The 24,113-nt window shown below is 70.7% G+C and carries 22 protein-coding genes; 10 read left to right on the plus strand and 12 right to left on the minus strand.

The genetic code is table 11. From position 1 onward, the window contains the following. Nucleotides 1-179: 179 nt before the first annotated feature. Complete coding sequence (locus ACIPY8_RS13410) at nucleotides 180-1,367, minus strand: sensor histidine kinase (protein WP_400818977.1); 1,188 nt, start codon at nucleotides 1,365-1,367, stop codon at nucleotides 180-182. A gap of 312 nt (nucleotides 1,368-1,679) precedes the next feature. Here ACIPY8_RS13410 and ACIPY8_RS13415 point away from each other — a divergent pair, with 312 nt between their 5' ends. After that, nucleotides 1,680-2,333: a response regulator gene (locus ACIPY8_RS13415; protein ID WP_400818979.1), complete on the plus strand. Its 654-nt coding sequence runs from the start codon at nucleotides 1,680-1,682 to the stop codon at nucleotides 2,331-2,333. Nucleotides 2,334-2,384: 51 nt separating this feature from the next. Here ACIPY8_RS13415 and ACIPY8_RS13420 read toward each other — a convergent pair whose 3' ends face one another. Together ACIPY8_RS13420 and ACIPY8_RS13425 are read right to left on the minus strand one after the other, a co-directional pair. Then, a complete protein-coding gene (locus ACIPY8_RS13420; protein ID WP_400818982.1) occupies nucleotides 2,385-2,816 on the minus strand; it encodes a GNAT family N-acetyltransferase in 432 nt (143 codons plus the stop codon). A gap of 37 nt (nucleotides 2,817-2,853) precedes the next feature. Next, complete coding sequence (locus tag ACIPY8_RS13425) at nucleotides 2,854-3,720, minus strand: EamA family transporter (RefSeq protein WP_400818985.1); 867 nt, start codon at nucleotides 3,718-3,720, stop codon at nucleotides 2,854-2,856. 286 nt (nucleotides 3,721-4,006) lie between these two features. Between ACIPY8_RS13425 and ACIPY8_RS13430 the strand changes: the two genes are divergently transcribed. The 3 genes from ACIPY8_RS13430 to ACIPY8_RS13440 are packed head-to-tail and all read left to right on the plus strand — an operon-like array spanning nucleotide 4,007 to nucleotide 7,358. Continuing rightward, entirely contained in the window at nucleotides 4,007-5,293 is a 1,287-nt protein-coding gene (locus tag ACIPY8_RS13430) for a M18 family aminopeptidase (RefSeq protein ID WP_400818988.1), read from the plus strand. A 47-nt stretch (nucleotides 5,294-5,340) separates the two neighbouring features. Then, nucleotides 5,341-6,801, plus strand: coding sequence for a purine-cytosine permease family protein (locus ACIPY8_RS13435; RefSeq protein ID WP_400818990.1), 1,461 nt, complete (start codon nucleotides 5,341-5,343; stop codon nucleotides 6,799-6,801). Next, entirely contained in the window at nucleotides 6,801-7,358 is a 558-nt protein-coding gene (locus ACIPY8_RS13440; RefSeq protein ID WP_400820340.1) for a cysteine hydrolase family protein, read from the plus strand. The genes ACIPY8_RS13435 and ACIPY8_RS13440 overlap by 1 nt, the downstream gene beginning before the upstream one ends. Nucleotides 7,359-7,370: 12 nt before the next feature. Here the strand turns inward: ACIPY8_RS13440 and ACIPY8_RS13445 are convergent, their stop codons facing one another. Further along, entirely contained in the window at nucleotides 7,371-8,078 is a 708-nt protein-coding gene (locus ACIPY8_RS13445; RefSeq protein WP_400818992.1) for an MBL fold metallo-hydrolase, read from the minus strand. Between the two features lie 42 nt (nucleotides 8,079-8,120). Between ACIPY8_RS13445 and ACIPY8_RS13450 the strand changes: the two genes are divergently transcribed. Then, a complete protein-coding gene (locus tag ACIPY8_RS13450; protein ID WP_400818995.1) occupies nucleotides 8,121-8,690 on the plus strand; it encodes a TetR/AcrR family transcriptional regulator in 570 nt (189 codons plus the stop codon). 36 nt (nucleotides 8,691-8,726) lie between these two features. On the opposite strand, the gene ACIPY8_RS13455 is transcribed toward ACIPY8_RS13450, so the two are convergent. The 8 genes from ACIPY8_RS13455 to ACIPY8_RS13490 all read right to left on the minus strand — a co-directional run bounded on the left by ACIPY8_RS13455 (nucleotide 8,727) and on the right by ACIPY8_RS13490 (nucleotide 17,827). Then, nucleotides 8,727-10,466, minus strand: a complete 1,740-nt coding sequence (locus ACIPY8_RS13455; protein WP_400818998.1) for an ABC transporter ATP-binding protein — start codon at nucleotides 10,464-10,466, stop codon at nucleotides 8,727-8,729. Next, complete coding sequence (locus ACIPY8_RS13460; RefSeq protein WP_400819001.1) at nucleotides 10,463-12,061, minus strand: ABC transporter transmembrane domain-containing protein; 1,599 nt, start codon at nucleotides 12,059-12,061, stop codon at nucleotides 10,463-10,465. The genes ACIPY8_RS13455 and ACIPY8_RS13460 overlap by 4 nt, the downstream gene beginning before the upstream one ends. A gap of 174 nt (nucleotides 12,062-12,235) precedes the next feature. After that, entirely contained in the window at nucleotides 12,236-13,075 is an 840-nt protein-coding gene (locus ACIPY8_RS13465) for an ABC transporter ATP-binding protein (RefSeq protein ID WP_400819004.1), read from the minus strand. Nucleotides 13,076-13,101: 26 nt separating this feature from the next. Then, the gene (locus ACIPY8_RS13470; protein ID WP_400819007.1) at nucleotides 13,102-14,151 is read right to left on the minus strand and encodes a FecCD family ABC transporter permease; all 1,050 of its coding nucleotides are present in this window, start codon (nucleotides 14,149-14,151) and stop codon (nucleotides 13,102-13,104) included. After that, nucleotides 14,148-15,206, minus strand: a complete 1,059-nt coding sequence (locus tag ACIPY8_RS13475; protein WP_400819009.1) for a FecCD family ABC transporter permease — start codon at nucleotides 15,204-15,206, stop codon at nucleotides 14,148-14,150. The genes ACIPY8_RS13470 and ACIPY8_RS13475 overlap by 4 nt, the downstream gene beginning before the upstream one ends. Then, complete coding sequence (locus tag ACIPY8_RS13480; protein ID WP_400819011.1) at nucleotides 15,206-16,219, minus strand: ABC transporter substrate-binding protein; 1,014 nt, start codon at nucleotides 16,217-16,219, stop codon at nucleotides 15,206-15,208. The genes ACIPY8_RS13475 and ACIPY8_RS13480 overlap by 1 nt, the downstream gene beginning before the upstream one ends. A gap of 130 nt (nucleotides 16,220-16,349) precedes the next feature. Further along, nucleotides 16,350-17,147: a helix-turn-helix domain-containing protein gene (locus tag ACIPY8_RS13485; protein ID WP_400819014.1), complete on the minus strand. Its 798-nt coding sequence runs from the start codon at nucleotides 17,145-17,147 to the stop codon at nucleotides 16,350-16,352. Further along, complete coding sequence (locus tag ACIPY8_RS13490) at nucleotides 17,144-17,827, minus strand: TetR/AcrR family transcriptional regulator (RefSeq protein ID WP_400819016.1); 684 nt, start codon at nucleotides 17,825-17,827, stop codon at nucleotides 17,144-17,146. Before ACIPY8_RS13490 ends, ACIPY8_RS13485 begins: the two co-directional genes overlap by 4 nt. Nucleotides 17,828-17,964: 137 nt before the next feature. Here ACIPY8_RS13490 and ACIPY8_RS13495 point away from each other — a divergent pair, with 137 nt between their 5' ends. The 5 genes from ACIPY8_RS13495 (at nucleotide 17,965) to ACIPY8_RS13515 (ending at nucleotide 24,085) form a co-directional block, all read left to right on the plus strand. After that, nucleotides 17,965-19,830 (plus strand): ABC transporter ATP-binding protein, encoded by a 1,866-nt coding sequence (locus ACIPY8_RS13495; protein ID WP_400819019.1) that lies wholly within the window; start codon nucleotides 17,965-17,967, stop codon nucleotides 19,828-19,830. Beyond that, nucleotides 19,827-21,569, plus strand: a complete 1,743-nt coding sequence (locus tag ACIPY8_RS13500; protein ID WP_400819022.1) for an ABC transporter ATP-binding protein — start codon at nucleotides 19,827-19,829, stop codon at nucleotides 21,567-21,569. Before ACIPY8_RS13495 ends, ACIPY8_RS13500 begins: the two co-directional genes overlap by 4 nt. Beyond that, on the plus strand, nucleotides 21,569-22,312 hold the full coding sequence (locus ACIPY8_RS13505) for a siderophore-interacting protein (protein ID WP_400819025.1): 744 nt from the start codon (nucleotides 21,569-21,571) through the stop codon (nucleotides 22,310-22,312). The genes ACIPY8_RS13500 and ACIPY8_RS13505 overlap by 1 nt, the downstream gene beginning before the upstream one ends. An 18-nt stretch (nucleotides 22,313-22,330) precedes the next feature. Next, entirely contained in the window at nucleotides 22,331-22,912 is a 582-nt protein-coding gene (locus ACIPY8_RS13510) for an ECF transporter S component (protein ID WP_400819027.1), read from the plus strand. Nucleotides 22,913-23,005: 93 nt separating this feature from the next. Then, nucleotides 23,006-24,085, plus strand: coding sequence for an alpha/beta hydrolase (locus ACIPY8_RS13515; protein WP_400819030.1), 1,080 nt, complete (start codon nucleotides 23,006-23,008; stop codon nucleotides 24,083-24,085). Nucleotides 24,086-24,113: the final 28 nt, after the last annotated feature.

Below are 24,113 nucleotides of genomic sequence, written 5' to 3' on the forward strand. Positions count from 1 at the left end.
GTCTCGATCGAGAGTCGGGACGTCGACGTTCTTCTGGAGAAGAAGCCGATCGCGAGCGCGATGGGGATCAGATTCCAAGGATCGCGCTCGCGATCAAAGCGCTGGGGATGCGCTATTTCTGGGGTAGTACCAAGGTAAGCGCCCAGATGCACCATGGAACACCGTCGAACGTCGAGACCTTACATAGACTTTCGTCTAGTCCTGCGGAGAATGCGGGTCTCGACGCGAGGGCTCTCCGAGGACTCTACCGTCTCTGCGGTGGGAGCGCCGACATCCGTCGCAGGCGCGTCGTCGTCCTCCGCACGCGCCCGGCGGGCGATCGGCAGGTGAGCCGAGACGACCCAGCGCCCGTCGACCTCTCCCGCACTGAACTCGCCGCTGGCGCCGAGCACACGCTCCGCCATGCGTCCGATGCCCGTGCGGCTGGACGACAGCTCGCGCCGGGGCGTCGCCGAGAGCGGACTCGCGACGGTCAGGCCGGCGGCGTCGTCGGTCACGTCGAGGCGGATCTCGACCTGACCCTGCCCCGCGTACTTGAGGACGTTGGTCGCGGACTCGCGCATGATGCGCGCGAAGATGATCTCGGCCGCGCGCGGGATGCGCTCATCGGCGGGATCGCCCACGAGCAGCACGGTCTGGCCGGCGGATTCGAACTCCTCGGTGGCCTCGGCGATCGAGGCGGCGAGATCGCCGGCCGGCATGCCCGAAGCACGGGGGCCGTCGTCGGCGAGATCGATCACGAAGCGGAGGTCCGTCATGGCCTTTCGGGCCGCGATGCGGATGGCCTCCTGTGACGCCGGACTCGCGTCGGCGTCGTCGAGCATCTGCACGTGCAGCGACACCACCGTGAGGTGATGGGCGATGCTGTCGTGCAACTCGCCGGCGATCCATCGTCGCTCGGCGAGAACCGCCTGTCGTTCCTGTTCGGCCTTCTCGGCCAGTTCCACCTCGAGCTTGCGCCCTCGTGCGAAGGCGAGTCGCAGCGCGTACCCGATGACGCTGGAGACCACGGCGGCGATGAGGTAGACGCCGACGTTGATCGGGTTCGTGTTGATGCCCACAGCGACCAGAGCCGTTGCGAGCAGGAACACTCCTGCATAGATGAAAACGAGCGAACTCCAGCCCAATCGGACTACGAGCCCTGCAGCGATCGCGAGGATGATCAGACTCTGCGACTCCGCTCCCACGAGAAAGGAGAGCGCGAAGATGATGCCGAGTCCGCATACCGCGATGAGAGGTGACCAGAGGAACACCGCCAACATTCCTGTCAGCGCGATCCCGATCACTGTAGCGAGGGGGTCGACGTTCGCAGACACGAGCGCATCCACGACATTGATGACGACGATCGTCCCGACGATTCCCAGCACCGCTATCCGCTCGATGACGGTGGGTCTCTCCCCACGCCCGAAACGGGCGGGGTCAGAACCGACTCGGCGGGGGGAACGGAAGACCATACTTCAGTATGTTCTAAGTTCCAGGTAAGTTATCAATAGAAGCCAAACATCTTGCCAACTGCGTTCCAAAAGCCCATGAAATTCACCTCCTGAGTTGTACTTTTGATTAGTGATGTATTCATCATCTCGGTGAGTGCCGGGGCTGCACATCTGTCTTCTGGCCAGAGTCAACTAGACGAACGTCTAGTCCTTCGCGGTGAGGCTCGCCGCAGGTAGGCTTCCTCCATGCCGGAAATCCGTGTCGTGATCGTCGATGACGATCCCCTCGTGCGCTCTGCCCTGTCCCACTTCGTCTCCCGCGACCCCGAGATCACCGTGATCGCCGAGGCGGAGACCGGACTCGAAGGCATCGACACCGTCGAGCGCGAACGCCCGGACGTGGTGATGATGGACGTCCAGATGCCCGAGATGAACGGCATCGAGGCGACAGCCGTGATCGCCGAGCGGTGGCCGGAGATCCGCATCCTCGCCGTCACCACGCTCGACGGCAGCGACACGGTGCTGCCGATGCTCAGCGCGGGCGCCTCGGGGTACATGCTCAAGGACTCCAGCGCCGCGAGCATCGTCTCCGCCGTGCGCGAGGTGTACAGCGGACAGAGCTCGCTCTCCCCGCGCATCGCCTCGCTGCTCATCAAGCACGTGCGCGACACCGAGCCGGTTGCGAGCGACGGCACTCTCGAGGAGCTCACGGATCGCGAGCAGGAGGTGCTGCAGCGCCTCGCGCAGGGCATGTCGAACGCCGAGATCGCCCGCTCGCTCATCGTGTCCGAGGGGACGGTCAAGGCGCACCTCGGGCGCATCATGTCGAAGTGGCACGTGCGCGATCGCGTGCAGATCCTCGTGACCGCGGCCCACGCGGGACTCGTCGAGTTCCGCTGAGGTCCCACGGGAGCACACCCGATCTCAACCGGTCACGCCGGCGAGCGATGCTCAGCAGGCCCGCGTCATGAAGACGTCGACCTCGTCCGCGGCATGAGCGACGAAACCGTGCCGCTCGTACAACCTCCTCGCGGGGCTGCCCTGCAGCACGTTCAGCCGGAAGGTGTCCCCGACCGCGCCCTCCGCGAGCAGGGTCGAGAGCACGGCGGCGCCGATCCCGCGCCCCTGCACCGAAGGATCCAGGTAGAAGTGCTCGATCCAGGTCTCGTCGCGCTCCGGCCGGACGGCGACGAGTCCGGCATCCGCCCCGTCCACCACGACCACGCGCGTGGCCTCCGGCACGTAAGCGTCGAGGAACCGGGTCCGCACCCGCACGGGGTCGAAACGCCCCAGCCGCTCGAGGTCGGAACGCATGACGACGGCACGCAGTTCGGCCATCCACTCGGCGTCCGCCTGTCCGGCAGCACGGAACTCCCACGTCATCACGACTCCATCCAATCAGCACGGCGCGATGACGCCGTCAGAGCGCCAGCAGCACGATGCCGGCGGCGACGACCGCGGATGCCGCGATGCGCCATCCCGGGCGGCTCTCCCGAAGCACGAACACGCCGAACAGGCTGACGAGCACGACGCTCACCTCGCGCAGTGGAGCGACGAGTGCGACCGGCGCGATCTGGATCGCCGTGAGCACGAGGATGTACGACAGCGGCGACAGGATGCTGAACGCGACGATCCGCCGCCACTGCGTGGTCCACAGCATCCGCACGGCAGGCCACCGCCGGCGCACCCCCGCCGTGTAGAAGGGGATCTCGAGCAGCGTCGTGCCGACCATGAACGCGACGGGTGACAGACCCCAGGTGCGCACGGCGTTCGCGTCCCAGATCGTGTACGCGGCGATCGCGACGCCCGTCAACAGACCGAAGACGAGTCCGGGATCGAGACGGCGCCGCGCTCCCCCTCCCCGGCCGCGGTCGACGAGCCCGATCGCCACGACCCCCACGATGATCGCCGCGACTCCGACCAGCGCGAGCAGCGACGGTCTCTCGCCGAGCAGCAGCACCGCCACGATCACCGACAGGAACGGTCCGGTGCCGCGCGCCGTCGCGTACACGGTCGACAGGTTGCCCTCCCGGTACCCCCGCTGCAGCACGGCCATGTAGAGCACGTGGAGCACGCCCGACACCGCGACGCCCAGCGCGAAGCCCCACAGGTCGTCGGTGCCGAGGCCGCCCGTGAACGGGATGACGCCGATCCACACGACCGTGCTGCCCACGGCGCCCCACCAGAGGAACGGCGTGCCCGCCTTGCTCACCCCGTGCGCGATGACGTTCCAGGCGGCGTGCGCGAGAGCGGCGGTGATGACGAGGACGAACGCGAAAGCGGACATGACCGACCCTTCCATCCATCGCGGGGCGCGACGAACAGGGTCCTCCGGGCTTTTGTCCTGTCAGATGACGGCATCCCTGCGGAGGGCTGCCGTGGCGCCGCTCGGACCAGACGGGGCGACCCCGACCTCCCGGACGGTGTCGCGCCCCGGAACCCTAGGCGCTATCGGGACCACCGTACCGCGGGAAGATGACGCGCGGGTGAACGGGGTGCGCGCCGGACGCCCGCGCCACGACGGCCCCGCGCCCGCCGATTACGATCGAAGGACGCCACCAGGAAGGTCGACCATGCCCGTCACCCCCGACGCCATCGCCCACGCCGAGGACCTCGCCGACTTCGTCGCCGCCTCGCCCTCCAGCTACCACGCCGCCGCGGAGACGGCCCGGCGCCTGGAGGCCGCGGGCTTCGCGCCCCTGCAGGAGGAGGACGCCTGGGAGATCGTCCCCGGCGGCCGCTACGTCGTGGTCCGCGACGGCGCCGCCATCGCGTGGACCGTGCCGTCCGACGCCACGGCCACCACGCCGACCCATGTGTTCGGCGCCCACACCGACTCGCCCGGTTTCAAGCTCAAGCCGCAGCCGACCACCGGCAGCCGCGGTTGGCTGCAGGCCGCGGTCGAGGTGTACGGCGGTCCGCTGCTGAACTCCTGGCTCGATCGCGAACTGCGTCTGGCCGGCCGTCTGGCGCTCTCCGACGGGCGCGTCGTGCTCGCCGACACCGGCGCCCTCCTGCGTCTGCCCCAGCTCGCGGTGCACCTCGACCGCGGCGTCAACAACAACGGTCTCGCGCTCGACAAGCAGACCGAGACGCAGCCCGTGTGGGGTCTGGGCGATGCGACCGAGGCCGACGTCCTCGCCGAGCTCGCCGGGTCCGCCGGGGTCGACGCCGACGACATCCGCGGCTACGACGTCGTGATCGCCGACTCCGCCCGCGGTGCCGTGTTCGGCAAGGACGACGCGTTCTTCGCCTCGGGACGTCTCGATGACCTCGCCTCCGTGCACGCGGGGATCGTCGCCCTCGAGAAGGCGGGCACCGCGGAGTCCGGCCCGATCGCCGTGCTCGCGGCGTTCGACCACGAGGAGCTCGGCTCGAACTCGCGCTCCGGCGCCGCCGGTCCCTTCCTCGAAGACATCCTGGGCCGCGTGTACGACGCGCTCGGAGCCGACGCCTCGCAGCGCCGACAGGCCTTCGCCTCGTCGTGGTGCCTCTCGAGCGACGTGGGCCACTCGGTGCACCCGAACTACGCGCAGAAGCACGACCCCGTGGTGCAGCCCGTCCTCGGTTCGGGGCCCATCCTCAAGATCAACGCCAACCAGCGCTACGCGACGGATGCCGTCGGTGCGGCCGCCTGGCACCGCTGGTGCGACGCGGCCGAGATCGCGACGCAGGAGTTCGTGTCGAACAACAACGTGCCGTGCGGGTCGACGATCGGTCCCATCACGGCCACGCGCCTCGGCATCCGCACCGTCGACGTCGGCATCCCGATCCTGTCGATGCACTCGGCGCGCGAGCTCGCGGGGGTCTCTGACCTGCACGACCTCACGCGCGTCGCCGGAGCGTTCTTCGCCGGCTGAGTGTCACGCTCCGCCCCACGGGCGCGGGTCGGTGCCATCATGAGCAGATGACGCAGATCCAGCCCGTGGAGACCCGCGGCGCCCTCATCGAGCGCGCGGGCATCGAGATCATCCCCGAGTCCGAGCGCACCGCGAAGCCCCGCGACCTGTTCTGGCCGTGGTTCGCGGCGAACGTATCGGTGTTCGGCATGTCGTACGGATCGTTCGTGCTCGGATTCGGCATCTCGTTCTGGCAGGCGACGATCGTGTCGATCATCGGCATCGTGGTGTCGTTCCTGCTGTGCGGGCTCATCGCGATCGCAGGCAAGCGCGGCTCCGCTCCGACCATGGTGCTCTCGCGCGCGGCGTTCGGCGTGCAGGGGCAGAAGGTGCCGGGCATCGTCTCGTGGCTCACGTCCATCGGGTGGGAGACGTTCCTCGCCATCATGGCCGTGCTCGCCACCGCGACCGTCATCACGCAGCTCGGCGGCGACGGAGAGAGCATCGCCCTGAAGATCGTCGCGACCGTCATCGTCGCCGCCCTGATCGTCGCAGCCTCGGTGCTCGGGTACCACACGATCATGAAGCTGCAGTCGGTGCTCACCTGGCTCACCGGCGCGGTCACCGTGCTCTACGTCATCCTCGCCGCCCCGAGCATCGACCTCGCCGCGGTGATGGCGCGTCCCGACGGCGGCCTCGGCCAGGTCATCGGCGCGCTCGTCATGGTCATGACGGGGTTCGGCCTCGGCTGGATCAACATCGCCGCCGACTGGTCGCGCTACCAGAAGCGCACGGCCTCCGACGGGGCGATCGTCGCCTGGAACACGATCGGCGGTTCGATCGCCCCGGTCATCCTGGTGATCTTCGGCCTGCTGCTCGCCGGCTCGAACGACGACCTGTTCGCCGCCGTCCAGGCGGATCCGATCGGCGCCCTCGCGACGATCCTGCCGGTGTGGGTGCTCGTGCCGTTCCTGCTCACCGCCGTGCTCGCCCTCGTCTCGGGCGCAGTCCTCGGCATCTACTCCTCCGGCCTCACGCTGCTGAGCCTGGGCATCCGCATCCCCCGCCCGTCCGCCGCCGCGATCGACGGCGTGATCCTCACCCTCGGCACGATCTACGTCGTGTTCTTCGCGACCGACTTCCTCGGCCCGTTCCAGAGCTTCCTCATCACGCTCGGCGTGCCGCTCGCCTCGTGGGCCGGCATCCTCATCGCCGACATCCTGCGCCGGAGGAAGGACTACGACGAGGAGGCGCTGTTCGACAGCCGCGGCCGCTACGGCGCCTGGGACTGGATCTCGATCGGCACCATGATCGTGACGAGCGTGATCGGGTGGGGCCTGGTGCTCAACGGCTTCGCGGAGGCCGCACCGTGGAACAACTGGCAGGGATATCTGCTGTTCCTCGTCGGCGGCGTCGACGGCGACTGGGCGTACGCGAACCTCGGCGTGTTCTTCGCCCTCGTGCTGTCGTTCGTCTTCACGTGGTTCGCGCGCGCGGGTGTGATCCGCCGCCAGGAGCAGACGGCGTGATGGAGCCGGATGCGCGGCCCTGGCTGGTCGTGATCGACCCCCAGCACATCTTCGCGTCGCCGGACTCGGCGTGGGGCTCTCCGTTCTTCGGCGAGGCGATCGTACGCATCCGCGAGCTCGCCGCCGCGTTCGGCGACCGCGTGCTCGTGACTCGCTGGATGCCGACGGCCGACCGCTCCACGGCCTGGGGCAACTACTTCGCCGAGTGGCCGTTCGCCGACCGCCCCGCCGACGACCCCCTGTTCGACCTGGTGCCTGCCGCGCAGGACCTGTCCCCGCATCCGACCCTCGACCTGCCGACCTTCGGCAAGTGGGGACCCGCGATCGAGGCGGTCGTCGGACACGGCGCGCACGTCGTGCTGACCGGCGTCTCGACCGACTGCTGCGTGCTGTCGACGGCGCTCGCCGCCGCGGATGCCGGGGCGCGCGTCACGGTGGTCGCCGACGCCTGTGCGGGCTCGACGGCCGAGAACCACGCCGCCGCGGTGCACGTCATGGGCCTGTACCCGCCGCAGCTGACGATCGGCGATACGGCCTCGGTGCTCGCGGCGCTCTGAGGCGGGTGGAGGTCAGGCGGCTCTGACCGCGGCGGCGATGTCGGCGGGCGTGCCGTGCCACGGGGCGCCATGCCCGGGCAGGACCCAGGACGCCGGAACGGCGGCGAGCCGGTCGAGGGAGTCCAGCGCGCGGTCCGGCTCGTCCGTGAACGGGGCCGGTTGCGCACCCTCACGACCGGTCAGCACGTGCCGGGTGGTGAGCGCGTCTCCGACGAACACCGCGTCCACCGCGGGCACGTGGATCGCGACGCTGCCCGGCGAATGTCCCGGCATCCCGATGATCACGGGTGCGCCGGGCAGGTCGAGCACGTCGCCGTCCGCCACCTCGACGACCTCGGCGACCTGCCGCGTGCGGAGCGCGTTCTTGCGGATGCCGTAGGCGAGGAACCCGAGCATCGGGCCGAGGCGGGACGGGCCCATGGGCGTCTTCGGCTTCTCCCCGGTGCGCACGCGGTGGGCGTCGGCGGCGTGGATGAAGACCGGCACGTCGGCCTCGGTGCGCAGTCGCTCCGCGAAGCCGATGTGATCGCCGTCGCCGTGGGTGAGCACGACGCCGCGGATGTCGGAGATCGGCCGGCCGATCTCGACGAGCGTGCGCTGCAGGTCGTGCCAGTGCCCCGGCATCCCCGCGTCGATGAGCGTGATCCCCTCGGGCAGGTCGATGAGGTACGAGGCGACGATGTCGTTGCCCAGACGGTGGAGGTGCGGTGCGAGCTTCATGGCGAATCCCTTCGGTTGCGAAGGCTACGATACGTAGCTATCATGGCTATTGTCAATAGCCATCGTGACCAGAACCCGGAGGACCGGATGCCGACACCCGACCGCACCTCACTCCCCGCCATCGTCGCGGCCGGACGCGGGATCCTCGAGGAGAACGGACCCGCCGGCGTCACGATGCAGGCCGTGGCCGCCCGCGTCGGAGTGCGCGCCCCGTCGCTGTACAAGCGCGTGCGCGATCGCGACGCCCTGCTCTCCGCCGTGACCCAGGCGATCGCCGACGACCTCACCGAACGCCTCGAGCGCACCGACGGCGGACTCGCCGGGATCGCCGGCGCCTACCGTGGTTTCGCGCACGACCAGCCCGAGGGGTTCCGCCTCCTGTTCACCTCGTCTGCCCCGCCCGAGGCCCTCCGCGAGACGGCCCGCCCCGTGCTCCGGGCGTGCGAGGCCCTGGTCGGCGCCGACGACGCGCTCGACGCCGCGCGCCTGTTCACGGCATGGTCGACGGGGTTCCTGCAGATGGAGCTCAGCGGTGCGTTCCGCCTCGGCGGCGACGTCGACGCGGCGTTCGACTACGCCACCCAGCGCATCATCCGCGCCCTCACGGCCTGACCGCACGCGCCACGGGCGTCCCGAACGGTGGGCGCGTCACCACCGCGTCCAGGCCGCCCACAGTTCGGCATAGGGCCCGGTCTCCGCCACGAGCTCGTCGTGCGTTCCCGACTGCACGACCCGGCCGTCCTGCATCACGAGGATGCGGTCGGCCACGACGGCCTGGCTCAGCCGATGCGCGATCACGATGCCCGTACGTCCGTCGATGGCGCCGAGCGACGCCCCGTCGAGCAGCTCCGAGTCGGCCGATCCCGCCTCCGCGGTGGCCTCGTCGAGGATCACGACGGATGCCGACGACAGGGCGACCCGAACGAGCGCGAGGTGCTGGGCCTGACCGGGCGTGAGCGGATGCCCGGACTCCCCGATCACGGTGTCGAGTCCCTCGGGCAGGCGCAGGATCCAGTCGGCGCCGAGCCGGTCGATCGCGGCGCGCATCCGCCCCTCGTCGCCGTCGCCGAACAGGGCGAGGTCGTCGCGCACCGTACCGGCGAACACGTGCGGCTCCTGGCTCAGCATCACGACGGCGTCGCGGAGGTCGTGCGGATGCCAGTCCTGGATGCCCCGATCGTCGTGGCGCACCGCGCCGCCTCCCACGGGCAGCGCGCCGGCGAGCACTCGCGCGAGGGTGGTCTTGCCCGCGCCGCTCGCACCGACGATCGCTATGGTGTCCCCCGGCTCGGCGGTGAGCGACACGTCGTCGAGGTCGCGCCGGTCCGGAAGGTGGCTGAACGACAGGCCGTCGACCTCGATCGCCCCTCGACGCTCGGCCACCACGGAACCCGTCCCCCGATCCCGCGGGGTGGGCAGTCCGATCACGCCGAACAGCCGCGCGAGGCTCGCCCCGGCATCCTGCAGCTCGTCGATCCGGTAGAGCAGCGTCCCCATCGGGCCGAACAGGCCGAGGAAGTACAGCGCCGCCGCCGAGGCCGCGCCGAGTTCGACGTGGCCGCCCGTGACGAGGAGGTATCCGACGAGCAGCACCGCCGAGAGGCCGACGAGCTCGGCGCCGTTGAGGAACACGTTGAAGTCGTTGCGCACCTTCGTCGCCCGCACCTCCAGAGCGATGGCCTGCGTGCTCGACTCCGCGATCCGGTCGAGGTGACGCTCCTCGGAGCGCAGCGCGCGCACGGTGTCGACGCCGCGCACCGCTTCGATCGTGCGCTGACCCCGCTCGGCGACCACGGCGCGATGCTCCCGGTACACCGGTGCGGAGCGGCGCAGGAACCAGCGCAGCGAGAAGTACTGGATGGGCGCGGCCGCGAGCGCCGCCAGCGCGAAGCGCCAGTCGAGCAGACCGAGGCCGAGGATGCTGAGCACGATGCCGAACAGGGCGGTGAGGAACGCGGGCAGCGCCTCCTCGACGACTTCGCCGACCGCTCGCACGTCGCCGGACAGCCGCGCCACCAGGTCACCCGTGCCCGCGGCCTCGATGCGGGCGGTCGGCTGGGCGAGGGCTGTGCCGAACGCGGCCTCGCGCACCTCGCGGATGGTCCCCTGACCGAGGCGCGCCAGCAGGACGCGGCCGACCCAGGTGAGGGCGGCACCGCCGGCGAGTGACCCCGCGAGCGCGAGGCCGTACGGGAGCAGGGCACCGCCGCCCGCGACGATGTCATCGACCATGAGCCCGATGATCCAGGGCGCGACGAGCGCGGCGCCGACACCCGCGCACAGCGTGAGCATCGCCGAGAGCGCCAGCCCACGGCGGTGGCCGAGGGCGGCGAGGAGTCCTCGGGCGGTGTCGCGACGACTCGCGATCGGGAGCTTCTCGTCGCTCATGCGTGCGCCTCCCTCAGGTCGTGCACCCGATGGCAGCTGGACAGGAGCGAGGCCCGATCGGTGAGCAGCACGATCGTGCGCCCCTCGCTCGCGAGACCTGAGGCGACCTGCGCCTCGGTGATGGGGTCGATCGCGGTCGTGGGCTCGTGCAGCACGAGGAGCGGCTGCGGCTGGTGCAGCGCCCGCGCGAGCAGGAGCCGCTGACGCTGTCCTCCCGACAGGCGCAGACCGCGTTCTCCGACTCTCTCGTCGAGACCGTCGGGGAGCCGGCGCAGCACCTCGTCGAACGCGGATGCCGACAGATGGGCCTCATGGACGTGCTCGGCGATGTTCTCGGCCGCCGTGCCGCTGAACACGGCCGCGTCGTGCGGAGGCGCGAACACCGCCGCGCGCAGCCCCTCGTCGCCGAGGTGCGCCGCGTCCGTCCCGCCGATCAGCAGCTCGCCGGGCTCCGCGGGACGCAGTCCGCCGAACAGCCGCGCGAGGTCGACGATGCGGTCGGGGTCGGCGCGGATGCCGGTGACCTGGCCTGCCGGGACCTCGATGTCACGGCCGCCGACCGACAGGCGCGCGACGACGTCCCGGTCGTCCGACGTCCGCACCGCACGACTCGCGGAACCGCGCGCGGAGACCCGGTCGGCGACCGCGCCCGCTTCGACCGAGAACTCCGCGATGCGCCGGGCCGAGCCGTGCTTCGACGCGATCGCCGCCGGCAGATAGCCGAGCGCCTGCAACGGCCCGCGGATGGTCTGCGCGAGGCCCATCGCCGTGACGAAGCCGCCCACGGTGATCGCGCCGTCGAGCGCGAGCCAGCCGCCGAGCATCGCGACGCCCGTGAAGGCGAGTCCGCTCACGAGCAGGTTCAGGGCCGCGAGGCCGGCCGCGGCCTTCTCGGCGCGGTAGGCGGCCTCGGCCGCGACAGCGCTCTCGGCCACATAGCGCTCGGTCGCCCGGGAGGCTCCGCCCAGCGCGCCGAGCACACGCAGACCGGTCGCGAAATCGGTGCTCACCGCGTCGAGACGCGCCGCCTGCTTCTGCGCCTCGTACCCGCGGCGCCGCAGACCGCCGCTGACCGCGTGCACGACGAACGCCTGCACGAGCGTGCCGATCACGACCGCGATCGCGAGCGGCCAGGCGATCACGAGCAGGGTGAAGCACGCCACGAGCACGGCGGTCGCCGACGCGGCCTGCTCGGCGATGACCCAGAAGAACCCGGCGGTCTGCCCGGCATCCGACGAAGAGATCGTCAGCACCTCGCCCGCGGGGCGGCGCGTGCGGCGACGCAGCGCGAGTCCGAGCACGCCCTGCCGCAGCGCGTGCTCGCCCTGCGCGTAGACCCGGGTGCCGGCGCGGTCGCCGAGCTGCCAGGCGCAGATCAGCACCGCGAACACCGCCACGAGGAACACGAGCGCCCAGGCGAGGGCGACCGGGTCTCCCGGGGCGATCGCCCGGTCGATCACGACGCCGACCGCGACGGGCACCATGACCTCGGCCAACTGGTGGCCGCAGAAGCCGACGACCGACAGCACGGCGCGGATCCGGCGTCCACGACCCCAGACGCCCTCCTGGAAGACCTTGCCGACGGTGGTGGTCACGTCGGGTCCGCCGCGGAACGGGGACGCTCGGCGGGCGCAGGGGCAGAGCGGGACATCAGGTACTCCGGAGGGGATTCACGGACGCTCGTCCGTCTCGACCCGCGTCACTTTCACCATAGGCGAGCCTCGTGTCGCGCAGCGGACATCTCGTGCTCGCACCGCGCCGACTTCGTCTCAGCACGGGAGCGTCGCCGATCCTCTCGGCACGACCAGGGGACTGCCTGCGACCGGGTCGTCGATCACCACGCAGTCGAGTCCGAAGACCTCCTGCACGAGCTCAGCCGTCACGATCTCGCGCGGCGTGCCCTCGGCGACGACCGCGCCGTCCTTCATCGCGATGATGTGGGTGGCGTAGCGCGCGGCGTGATTGAGGTCGTGCAGCACCGCCACGAGCGTGCGTCCCTCGTGATGGAGTCGACGGAACAGCTCAAGCAGCTCGATCTGATGGGCGATGTCGAGGAACGTGGTGGGCTCGTCGAGGAGCACGATCGGGGTCTCCTGCGCGAGTGCCATCGCCACCCAGACGCGCTGGCGCTGGCCGCCGGACAGCTCGTCGACGAGCCGCGTCGACAGTCCGGTCGTGTTCGTCGCCGCGAGAGCTGCGGCGACGGCGCGCTCGTCCTCGGCCGACCACTGCCTGATGAGCTTCTGATGGGGGTAGCGTCCGCGGGAGACGAGGTCGGCGACGACGATCCCGTCGGGTGCGAGAGACGTCTGCGGCAGCAGCCCGACCTCGCGGGCGAGAGCCTTCGACGGCATGCTCGCGATCGAGCGCCCGTCGAGCGTCACGGCACCGCTTGACGGCTTCAGCAGGCGGGCGAGGCTGCGCAGCAGCGTGGACTTGCCGCACGCGTTCGGCCCCACGATGACCGTGAACGAGCCGTCCGGGATGCGCACGTCGAGATGCTCGGAGATCACCCGCCGGTCGTAGCCGATGGAGACGTCGTCGGCATGCAGGCGGGCCGGGACGGCTGCCGGAGCGGATGCGGCGGATGCGGGAGCGGGTGCGGTCATGCGATGCGGATCTTTCGGGGGTGCGGTCATCGGCGTCGTGTCTCCCTGATCAGGAGCCAGACGAAGTAGAAGCCGCCGACGGACACGGTGACGATGCCGACGGGCAGCTGCAGCGGGGCGAACACGCGCTGCGCGAGGAAGTCGCTGATCACGAGCAGGAGCGCCCCGGTCATCCCGGCCGCGACGAGGCCGATGCCGGCGGACCGGGTGAGCCGTCGAGCGATCTGGGGAGCCACGAGCGCGATGAACGCGATCGGCCCCGCCGCCGCCGTGACGAGGGCGACGAGCGCGACGCCCACGACGATCGCGACGAGCCGTACGACGGTCGGCCGCGACCCGAGCGATCCGGCCGCATCGTCGCCGAGCTCGAGCACCCGGAGCGCGGGAGAGAGGGCGAGCGCGGCGGGCACGAGCACGGCGAGCACGACGACTGCGGGGAGCAGGTGATCGATCGACACGCCGTTGAGCGATCCGCTCCCCCACACCCCGGCGGTGAGCTGCTCCTCCGTCGTCGCCTTCAGCATGAGGTAGGTGTTCACCGCCGCGAGCAGCGCCGAGACGCCGATGCCCACGATGATCAGCCGGAAACCCTGCACGCCGCGACGGTACGCGAGCACGAACACCACGAGTGCGGTGACGATACCGCCGACGAGGGCTCCGGACGCCACGGCGTAGTACCCGCCGCCCGTGACGAGGATCACGACGAGAGCCCCCGTGTACGACCCGGACGAGAAGCCGATGATGTCGGGCGATCCGAGCGGATTGCGGGTGAGCGACTGGAACATGGCCCCCGACATCCCGAGAGCCAGGCCGAACAGCGCGGCGAGCAGTGCCCGCGGCATCCGCCATTCGCGCACCACGAGCACCACGCCGCCGTCGGCCGTGCCGAGCAGTCCGCCGACCACCTCGTCGAGAGGGATGTCGTAGGTCCCCGTCGAGATGGAGAGGATGACGCCGGCCGCGGTCGCGAGGGCGATCGCCAGAGTGACGAGCACGGCGCGGAGGGACACGGCACCCGACCACGGCATCCGACGCGTGGCGAGCCGGCGGTAGCCGAAGTCGACCGTGGCGGTCACAGCCCGCTCACCTTCGTCCGACGAGCGAGGAGGACGAGCACCGGGGCACCGACGAAGGCGGTGACGATGCCGACCTCGAGCTCCTGCGGGGCGAGGACGACACGGCCGATGACATCGGAGGCGAGAAGCAGCAGGGCGGCGCCGACCGCCGAGAACGGGATGATCCAGCGCTGATCGGGACCGGTGAACCAGCGCACCACGTGCGGGACCATCAGACCGACGAATCCGATGGGCCCGGCGGCCGCCGTCGCCGCCCCGGCGAGCAGCGTCACCGCGATGATGACGAGGATGCGCGTGCGCACCACGTTCGCGCCGAGGGAGCGGGCGAGGTCGTCGCCGAGCGAGATCGCGTTGAGGGGCCGGCCCGCGACGGCGGCGATGGCGAGGCCGATCGCGATGGGGACGGCCACCGTCGCGAGCGTCCCCCAGCCGCGTCCGGCGAGCGAGCCGGCGCTCCAGCGCAGCATGTCATCGAAGGACTCGGGGTGGAGCATGGTGATGGCGGAGGCGAATCCGCCGAGGAGCGCACCGAGCGCGACGCCCACGAGCGTGAGGCGGATGGGGGTCGCGCCGACCGACCCGATCGAGCCGAGGGCGTAGATGAGCACGGTCACGAGGATCGCCCCGACGAACGCGAACCACAGGTACTGCGAGATCGCGGTGACGCCGAACAGACCGATCGCGATCACGACAGCCACGTTCGCGCCGGCGCCGACGCCGAGGATGCCGGTGTCGGCGAGCGGGTTGCGTGTGAGCGCCTGGATGAGCGCGCCGGCGACCCCGAGCGCGGCGCCGAGGACGAGAGCGAGGCTCGCCCGCGACATGCGCATCTCGTGGACGATGAAGGACGTCTCCCCGCCGTCGGGATGCCAGAGGGCGGTCCAGATCTCCGCGAACGGGATGCCTCGCGCGCCGACCCACAGGCTGAGCAGGAACACCACGGCGAGCAGCACCGCGGCCGCGAGCAGGAAGAGGGTGCGCGAGACGGTGACGCGCACCGGGCCCTGGGCGGGGCGGGCGGTGCGCGTCACCTCCTGGTCGTGCAGGACGGTCATCAGCCGCGGGCGTCGACCTTCTCCTGGATCACGGCGAGCATGTCCGCGAGGTCTTCGAGGTTCTCGGAGGCCCACCCGAACGACCCGGTGGGCGACAGCGGGATGTAGTCCACGACCATGCCGTTCTGCACCGCCGGGAGGTTGAGCCAGACCGCGTTGGTCGCGAGCGGCGCCAGCACGTCGTCGTCGCTGCGTGCGTCGAGGATCACGTCGGCGTTGGCGAGACGATCGAGGTTCTCGTACGAGAACCAGTTCGGGAACTTCGCCTCGTTGATCTCGTCATCCGCCTGCTCGCGGAACGTGGCTCCCAGGTCCCGGAGGATGGGCGTGGCGAAGTGCGTGTCGCCGTAGGTGCCCCAGTCGTCCTCGTTCGCGACGAACACGGTCACGGCCTCGTTCGCGAGGACGTCGGCGTACTGCTCCTTGATCTCATCGCGCCGCGCGTCGTACTCGTCGATGAGCGGCTGCAGGACGCCTTCCTTGTCGAGGATCTCGGCCAGCTCCGTCGCGCGCGTCCGCCAGCTCTCGCCGTCGCGCGCCTCGAAGGTGATGATCGGCGCGACCTTCTCGAGCTCCGGGCGGAGCGGGTCGTCCAGGGGCAGGAAGTCACTGGTCGCGATGATGACATCGGGATCGGCCTTGGCGACGGCCTCGAGGTTGAGCTCGTAGTACTCGCCGATCGACTCGGCGTCCGACTCGCGGATCGCGTCGGAGTACTGCGTGGGGATCGCTACACCCTCGGTGTCCGTGAAGTAGCTGTTCACGACGCCGACCGGGGTGACCCCGATGTCGAGCAGGGCTGCGGGCGTGTAGAAGTCGACCGACACGATGCGCTCGATCGTCTCGGGGATCTCGACATCGCCGAAGGCGGATTCGTAGACGCGCGTCCCGTCGGCCGAGTCGCCCTCCGCCGGGGCGCTGCACGCGGCGAGCGCGAGGACTGCGGCGGATGCCGTGACGAGGCCGAGGAGGCGGACGGCGCGATTCGGGCGCGCCGAGGTGAGGGAGGACATGTTTCTCCTGTGATCGCAGGGGAACGCCGGGCGGTCATCGACCGTCCGGCGTTGGTAAGGGTTGCCTGACCTAAGCTAGACGATCACCCATGCCGGGGAGGGGACGAGTTGTACCGGTTTCGGTACGGGCTCAGCCGGTCGACGGCCGCGGCGATCGCGCCCCTCGCACGTATTCCGCGGGAGTCTGCCCCGTGAGCTCGCGGAAGTGATCGATGAACGTCGACGGATTTCGGTACCCGACCTGACGCGAGACCGACACGATCGAACGGCCGTGGGTCAGTTCCCGGATCGCGAGCTGCAGGCGGGCGAGGATGCGCCACTGCGTGAACGTCATGCCGGTCTCGACCTCGAACTGCCGCGCGAGCGTGCGGCCGTGCATGCCGCACTCGTACCCCCAGTCGGCGGTCGTGCGCTTGTCGCCGGGGTCGGCGAGGATGGCACTCGCAACCATGTGCAGATGAGGACTCCGGGGCATGACGAGCTCGAACGACTCGCGCGGTGCAGGCACGAGCAGATCGAGGATGACGCGCTGCACCCGCATCCGGGCATCCGTGTCGACCGTCCCCATGAGGTTGTGGTCGAGCAGCGCGCGCAGCGGCTCGGTCATGGCGACACCGGTGACCACACTCGGCATCGCACCGTCATGCGGCCCTCCTTCGGTGAAGTACGTCGCCCGCACACGCGCGCCGCGCTCGGCCGACGCCTGGTGCGCGACCCTCGACGGCACCCAGACGGCGAGCGCCGGGGGGATCGCCCACACGCGCCCGTCCGCCTCGAGGCGAGCCATGCCCCCGACCGACCACAGCAGCTCGTGCTCGTCATGCCGGTGCGCGGGCCACACGATCGGGTCGTCCATGTCGTACTCGAACGTCGTGAGCAGATACCCCGGCGGAACCCGCCGGATCCCGTCGTACGCGACCTCGCTCACCGATCGCGCCGCTCCAGCCGCAGCCGGACGCCGTCGATCACGAGCTCGACCTTGTCCCGCCACCAGCTGCTGGGGTTGCCCTGCTCGCCCATCGCGTCGCGCATGACCTCGAGGTACTCCTGCGCCATCCCCTCGTCGGGCACCGCATCGCCGGCATCCTCCATCGTCTCGATCGCGAGCTCCCGGAAGGTGCGTTCCCCGTCGACCTCCCGGTCGAGAAGCTCGATCGTGAGGTACGAATCGGCGGTCATGTCGCCGATCGTGTCGACGATGAGCGCGGCCTCGCGGAACGAGAAGCCGAGGGCGACGGTCAGGTGCTCCACGACGCGGTACGCCTGGAACACGAAGGCCTCGGGCATCGACGTCATCCCGCGCACGCGCTGCGCGAGTCCGGGAGTGGACACGAACATCGTCCACATGGCCTGCGCGCAATCGCGGAGGTACTGCGCCCAGTCCTCGCCCGGATCCGGCCAGACCGCCCGCGCCGCCGCGACGCCGACCGCGGCATCGAGCATCTCCTCGCGGCTCGAGATGTGCCGATAGAGAGTCGACTGGTCGACGCCGAGCCGCTCCGCGACGGCGGAGGTCGTTGCCCGGTCCAGCCCGATCTCGAGCACGGCGTCGAGGATCGCCGCGCGCGACGTGAGCGGGGGACGGCCTCGACGGGGTGGGACGGACATCGGCTCATGCTACCCGCCGCGCTCCGGCGTTCCCCGAGCGCGGAGGGAAAACAGGTAAGGCTACCCTTGCCTTACCGATCGTTTCTCGGCTACGCTCTTCCTGTTTTGCAATAACTCATTGCAAAAGAAGGGCCGAGATGACAGACACGACCGAGCGCGGCGCCGCGAAAGCCGCACGCCGCGAGGCGCGGCTCCGGCAGCGCGCAGCCGACCGCGCGATCCTGGGCCCCGTGTCCGCGCGACTGACCCTGGCGAGCGCGATCGTCGCGATCGCCTCCCTGTGCGCCGTCGTGCCGTTCCTCCTCATCGCCGAGGTCTGCCGCGAGCTGCTCGCGACCTCTCCCGACTGGGCGCGGGTGTGGGGGCTGCTCCTCCTGGCCCTCGGGATCCTCGCGCTCCGCGGGCTGCTGCAGTCCGGCGCCCTGCTGTGGTCGCACCTGATCGATGCCGAGCACCAGTACACGCTCCGGACGCTGCTGGCGGCGAAGCTCTCCCGGGTGCCCCTCGGGTGGTTCACGGAACGCAGCTCCGGCGAGGTCAAGAAGCTCCTGCAGAACGACGTCGACGCCCTGCACTACCTGGTCGCCCACGCGCGCCTCGAGTTCGTCGGCGCCCTCACCCTACCGCTGGCGACCTTCGCGTACCTCCTGCTCGTCGACTGGCGCCTCGCCCTGCTGCTGCTCGTGCCGATCCTCATCTACGCGTTCGTGATGTCGCGGATCATGGGCCCGGGGTACGCCGCGAAGATGGCGACCTACGAGGGGTGGCAGACGCAGGTCAGCGAGACGACCATCGAGTTCGTCGACGGCATCCAGGTCGTTCGCGCGTTCGGCCAGCCCCGCAAGGGACACCACCGCTATCAGGAGGCCATCGACGGCTACGCGGTCTTCTTCCGTGGCTGGGTCGGACCGATCACGCGCCTCGAGGGCATCGGCAGCCAGCTGCTCAACCCGGTGGTCGTGATGCTGTTCGTGCTCGTCGCCGCGCTCGGTCTCCTCGGCGGCGGCGCGATGGAGCCGGCAGCCCTCGTGCCGTTCATCCTCGTCGGCCTCGGCATCGGCGGCACCGTGCTCACGTTCGGGTACGGCATGCAGGCTCTGCGCCTGGCATCCGCCGCCTCGGTGCGCCTGTGGGAGCTGACCGAGACCGCCGAGCTCATCGATCCGGCCGACGGACCCGGTCCCTCCTCCGGGCTGGTGCGGTTCGAGGGCGTGGAGTTCGGGTACCGCGAGGGGCATCCCGTCCTGAAGGGCGTCGACCTCGAGCTCCGCCCCGGGACCATCACCGCCCTCGTCGGCCCCAGCGGATCGGGCAAGTCGACGCTCGCCCGCCTCGTCCCGCGCTTCTACGACGTGACCGGCGGACGCATCACGCTCGACGGGCACGACCTGCGCGATCTGCGCTCGGCGGACCTGTACCGATCGGTCGGCTTCGTGCTGCAGGACGTGCAGCTCATCGCCGGCTCCGTGCGCGAGAACCTGCTGCTGGCGCGGCCGGATGCCGGTGACGACGACCTCGAACGCGTGTGCCGCGCCGCGCAGATCCACGAGCGCCTCCTCGAACTGCCTCGCGGGTACGACTCCGAGATCGGCGTCGACGCCCGCCTCTCCGGCGGCGAGGCGCAGCGCCTCTCGATCGCTCGCGCGCTGCTGGCCGATGCACCGGTCCTCGTGCTCGACGAGGCGACGGCCTTCGCCGACCCCGAGTCGGAGGCCGCGATCCAGGACGCCCTCGCGGTGCTCGTCGCCGACCGCACCGTGCTCGTGATCGCCCACCGGCTGCACACCATCGTCGACGTCGACCAGATCGTCGTGCTCGACGAGGGGCACGTCGTCGAGCGGGGCACCCCCGCCGAGCTGCGGTCCTCGGACGGACTGTTCTCCCGCCTGTGGGCCGCCGACGAGCGCGCACTCACCGAGGTCGCGAACGCGCCCCTCACCGCGACCCCGCCCACTGCCGCGGCCTCGGCCTCGGCCACCGACACTCTGGAGGTGCACGCATGATCCGCAAGGTGCTGCGTCTGGTCCCCGACCCGTACCGCGGGATGGTCCCGCTGTACCTCGCGACGATCGTGCTGTTCGCTCTCGCGCAGTCCGCCGCGTACGTGCTGCTGGTGCCGCTGCTCGAGGCGGTGTTCGAGGGCGACCTGGCCACCGCCTGGGCCTGGACGGCCGGCATCGCGGCGCTCGTCGTCGTTGTCTTCGTCTGCGGCTACCGTCAGGCCGTGCTGGGGCTGAAGGTCGGCACCGGCATGATGCACTCGCTGCAGACCCGCCTCGGCGACCACATCGCGACGCTCCCGCTCGGCTGGTTCGGCTCCGCCACCGCGGGAAAGGTGTCGCGGCTGATCAGCAGCAGCGTCAAGGACGCGATGGGCGTGTTCGCCCATCTGCTGACGCCGCTCGTCACCGGCATCCTCGTGCCCGCGGGCGTCGCGGTCGGGATGCTGTTCATCGACGCGCGGGTGTCGCTCGCGATGGTGATCTCCGCCCCGCTCCTCTCCCTCGTGAACCGCTGGGGCCAGGGCCTGTACGCGCGCGCGGAGGCCAAGGCCCACACGGCGGCCGAGGAGGCGAACTCGCGTGTGATCGAGTTCGCGCAGGCGCAGCCGGTGCTCCGAGCGTTCGGTGCGGCGACGACCGGCAATCGCGGGATGCAGGACGCCCTCACCGCCCAGCGCCGCGTCGGCCGAGGACTGGTCGTCGCCTCCGTCCCTGGACTCGTCGTGTTCTCCTTCCTCGTGCAGCTGACCTTCGTCGGACTCGTCTACCTCGTGGTGTCCTTCGCCTCGGGCGGGACTCTGTCGGTGCCCGCCGCCATCGCACTCATCGCGGTCAGCTCGCGCTTCATCGATCCGCTCAACCAGGCGGCCGAGCTGTCGACCGCGGTGCGTGCGGCGGCGAACGCCGCCGACCGGGTCACGGATCTGCTCGACACCCCGGTGCTGCCCGAGTCCGCACTCGACGTGCGCCCCGTCGACGCCGGCGTGCGCTTCACCGACGTGACGTTCGGGTACGACGAAGCCGAACCCGTGATCGACGGCGTCTCGTTCACGGTGCCGAGCGGGACGACCACCGCCCTCGTCGGTCCGAGCGGCAGCGGCAAGACCACCCTGTTGCGGCTCGCGTCCCGCTTCTACGACGTCGGCTCCGGACGCATCGAGGTCGGCGGGCACGCGATCTCGGACTACCCCTCGACCACGCTCATGGAGCAGTTCTCGCTCGTGTTCCAGGACGTCTACCTGTTCCACCAGTCCATCGCCGAGAACGTGCGGATCGGGCGACCCGACGCCTCCGACGAGGAGATCGCGCGTGCCGCGGCCACAGCCCGCGTCGACGAGATCGTCGAGCGGCTGCCCGAGGGCTGGGACACGAACGTCGGCGAGGGCGGCACCGCGCTGTCCGGCGGCGAGCGCCAGCGCGTCTCGATCGCCCGGGCTCTGCTCAAGGACGCCCCGATCGTGCTGCTCGACGAGGCCACGAGCGCGCTCGACCCGCAGAACGAGGCGGCCGTCGTGCGCGGTGTCCACGAGCTGACCCGCGACAAGACCGTGATGGTCGTGGCGCACCGCCTGTCGACCATCCAGCACGCCGACCAGATCCTGTTCCTCGACCGGGGACGCATCGTCGAACGCGGCACGCACACCGAGCTGCTCGCGGCGGGCGGACGGTACGCGGACTTCTGGCACGAGCGCTCGCGCGCGTCGGGATGGCATCTCGCCGCGGCGGGGGCGGTGCGCTGATGGCCGCCAACTGGCAGCGGGGTGTCATGCGCCTGATGCGCATCGCGAACCACGAGGTCGACGTGGTCGGCATCCGGGACTTCACGCCGTGGTACCGCCGGATCGAGTTCCGCACGCCCACGCTCACCGACGGCCTCGAGATGTTCCCGACGCTGTGGCTGCGCCTCTGGGTTCCGCACCCGGCGAAGGGCGAGGGCTTCGTCGTCCAGCGCGGCTACACCTTCGTGCGCGTGGATGCCGGGACGCAGACCTTCAGCCTCGACTTCGTGCTGCACGACGTGGCCGGTCCCGCCGGTGATTGGGCGAGGCTCGCGGTCGTGGGCGACACCGCCGAGGTCGCGCTGACGCCGGCCCGCGTGGACATCCCCGACGGCACGACCACGCTCGTGCTGGCCGGTGACTCCACCGCACTCCCGGCGATCAACACCTGGCTCGAGTCGGTCCCCGCCGACGTCGAGACGCGCGTCTTCCTGGAGGAGGAGCACGAGGATCGGGCCTCGCTCCCCCGGGTCGAGCGCGACAGGGGGACGTGGGAGTGGGTGGCGCGCGAGGGCGACCGGGGGGCCGCCCTCGACCGCGCCATCCGCTCCTCGGTCGCATCGCAGCCGGGCCTGTACGGCTGGGCCGCCGGGGAGAAGACCCTCGTGAAGCACGTGCGCGGGGCGCTCCGCGAGCATCTGGGCCTCGATCGGGGCCACCATTTCACGCAGTTCTACTGGATCGAAGGGAAGGCCACGGGCTGAGGCCACGGGCGCACACGCATGAAGAACATCAGCACCCGTCTCCTGCTCACCTGCGCCGCGATCGGCGTCGCGAGCGGCATCGTCCTCCTGCCGATCTTCGGCGTCTTCTCGAGCGCGGCGATCGCCGCCGCACCGCTGCTCTACACGGTGTTCCTGGGCTTCTGGTTCTTCGGCGGAGTGCTCATGCAGTCGATCACGCACCGCCCGGGCATGGCGCTGCTCACCTCGGTGATCGCCGGGCTCGTGATCGCGCCGTTCACTCCGTACGGGTTCTCGACCGTGCTGTCGACCGCGACCGTGGGTCTGTGCCAGGAGCTGCCGTTCCTCGCGACGCTGTACCGACGCTGGCCGACCTGGCTGTTCTACGTCGCGAACGGCCTGATCGGGCTCGCGTACGCGTTCCCGGCACAGGCGATCTTCACCGCCGACACCCCCGAGGGCGTGCGCCTCGCCGTGTACCCCCTGGCCGCCGCGAGCGCCGTCGCGATGACCTGGCTGGCCCGTCTCGTCGCGAAGCGCCTCGACCGCATGGGCGTCACCCGCGGGTTGACGCGCACCCCCGCGGCATCCGTCGGTCCCGCCGCGACCCCGGCCGCGTAGTCGCTGCCGCGGCCCACCCCGCCCCTCGCCTGGGCGCCCCCGCGTGCGCGGCGGACCGGAATACTGGCACACTGAGCGCGGAGAGGGGTTTCCATGGCCACCAGCGCGCCCGCCGAGGAGTCCGCACAGGAGTCCACGACGACGACCGATGATCTTCGCCGCTCGCGGCGCCCGTGGCGTCGGACGCGGATCGCGCTGCTCGTGATCGCAGCCGTGATCGCCGTGGTCGCGGTCATCACCTCGGTGACGCCCTGGCCCTCGGCCCTGCTCATCCGGGCGGTGTTCGAGAAGGGCGGCGACGCGACCGCCGCGGAGATGCAGAAGCACGTGCCCGACGTCGAGCTCACGGAGCAGCTCGACATCGCCTACGGGGATGCCGGAGCGGACACCACCATGGACGTCTTCGCCCCGGCGTCCGCGGCCGGCCCCCTGCCGACCGTCGTGTGGATCCACGGCGGCGCGTGGATCTCGGGCGAGAAGGAGAACGTCGACCCCTACCTGCGCATCATCGCCGCGGAGGGCTACACGACGATCGGCGTGAACTACACGATCGGCCCCGAGGGCGTGTACCCGCTCGCCGTGACGCAGCTCAACGACGCGCTCGCGTACATCGACGAGCACGCCGCCGACCTGGGTGTCGACCCGCAGCAGATCGTGCTCGCGGGAGACTCCGCCGGCGGGCAGCTCGCGAGCCAGATGGCGACGCTCGTCACGAACCCGGACTACGCCGACATCATGGCCGTCGAGCCGTCTATCGAGGCATCGCAGCTCGTCGCCACGATCCTCAACTGCGGCGTGTACGACCTCGCGGCGCTCGCGCGGCTCGACGGCATCGCCGGGTGGGGGTTCAAGTCGGCGATGTGGGCCTACTCCGGAACCAAGACCTGGGCCGAGGACTCGACCGGCGCCACGATGTCGACGATCGACTGGGTCACGGCGGACTTCCCGACCACGTACATCTCGGGCGGCAACGGCGACGGTCTCACCTGGCTGCAGTCGATCCCGATGGCGCAGCGCCTCGACGAGCTCGGTGTCGACGTCACGACCCTGTTCTGGCCGGCGCCGCACGAGCCGTCGCTCCCGCACGAGTACCAGTTCCACCTCGACCTGCCCGACGCGCAGACCGCGCTCGACCGGACCCTCGAGTTCCTCGACCAGCACACCACCCGCTGAGTCGGGCGCGCGCTGAATCGACCGGCCC

The organism is Microbacterium sp. NPDC089696, assembly GCF_044749125.1.
Lineage (GTDB): Bacteria > Actinomycetota > Actinomycetes > Actinomycetales > Microbacteriaceae > Microbacterium.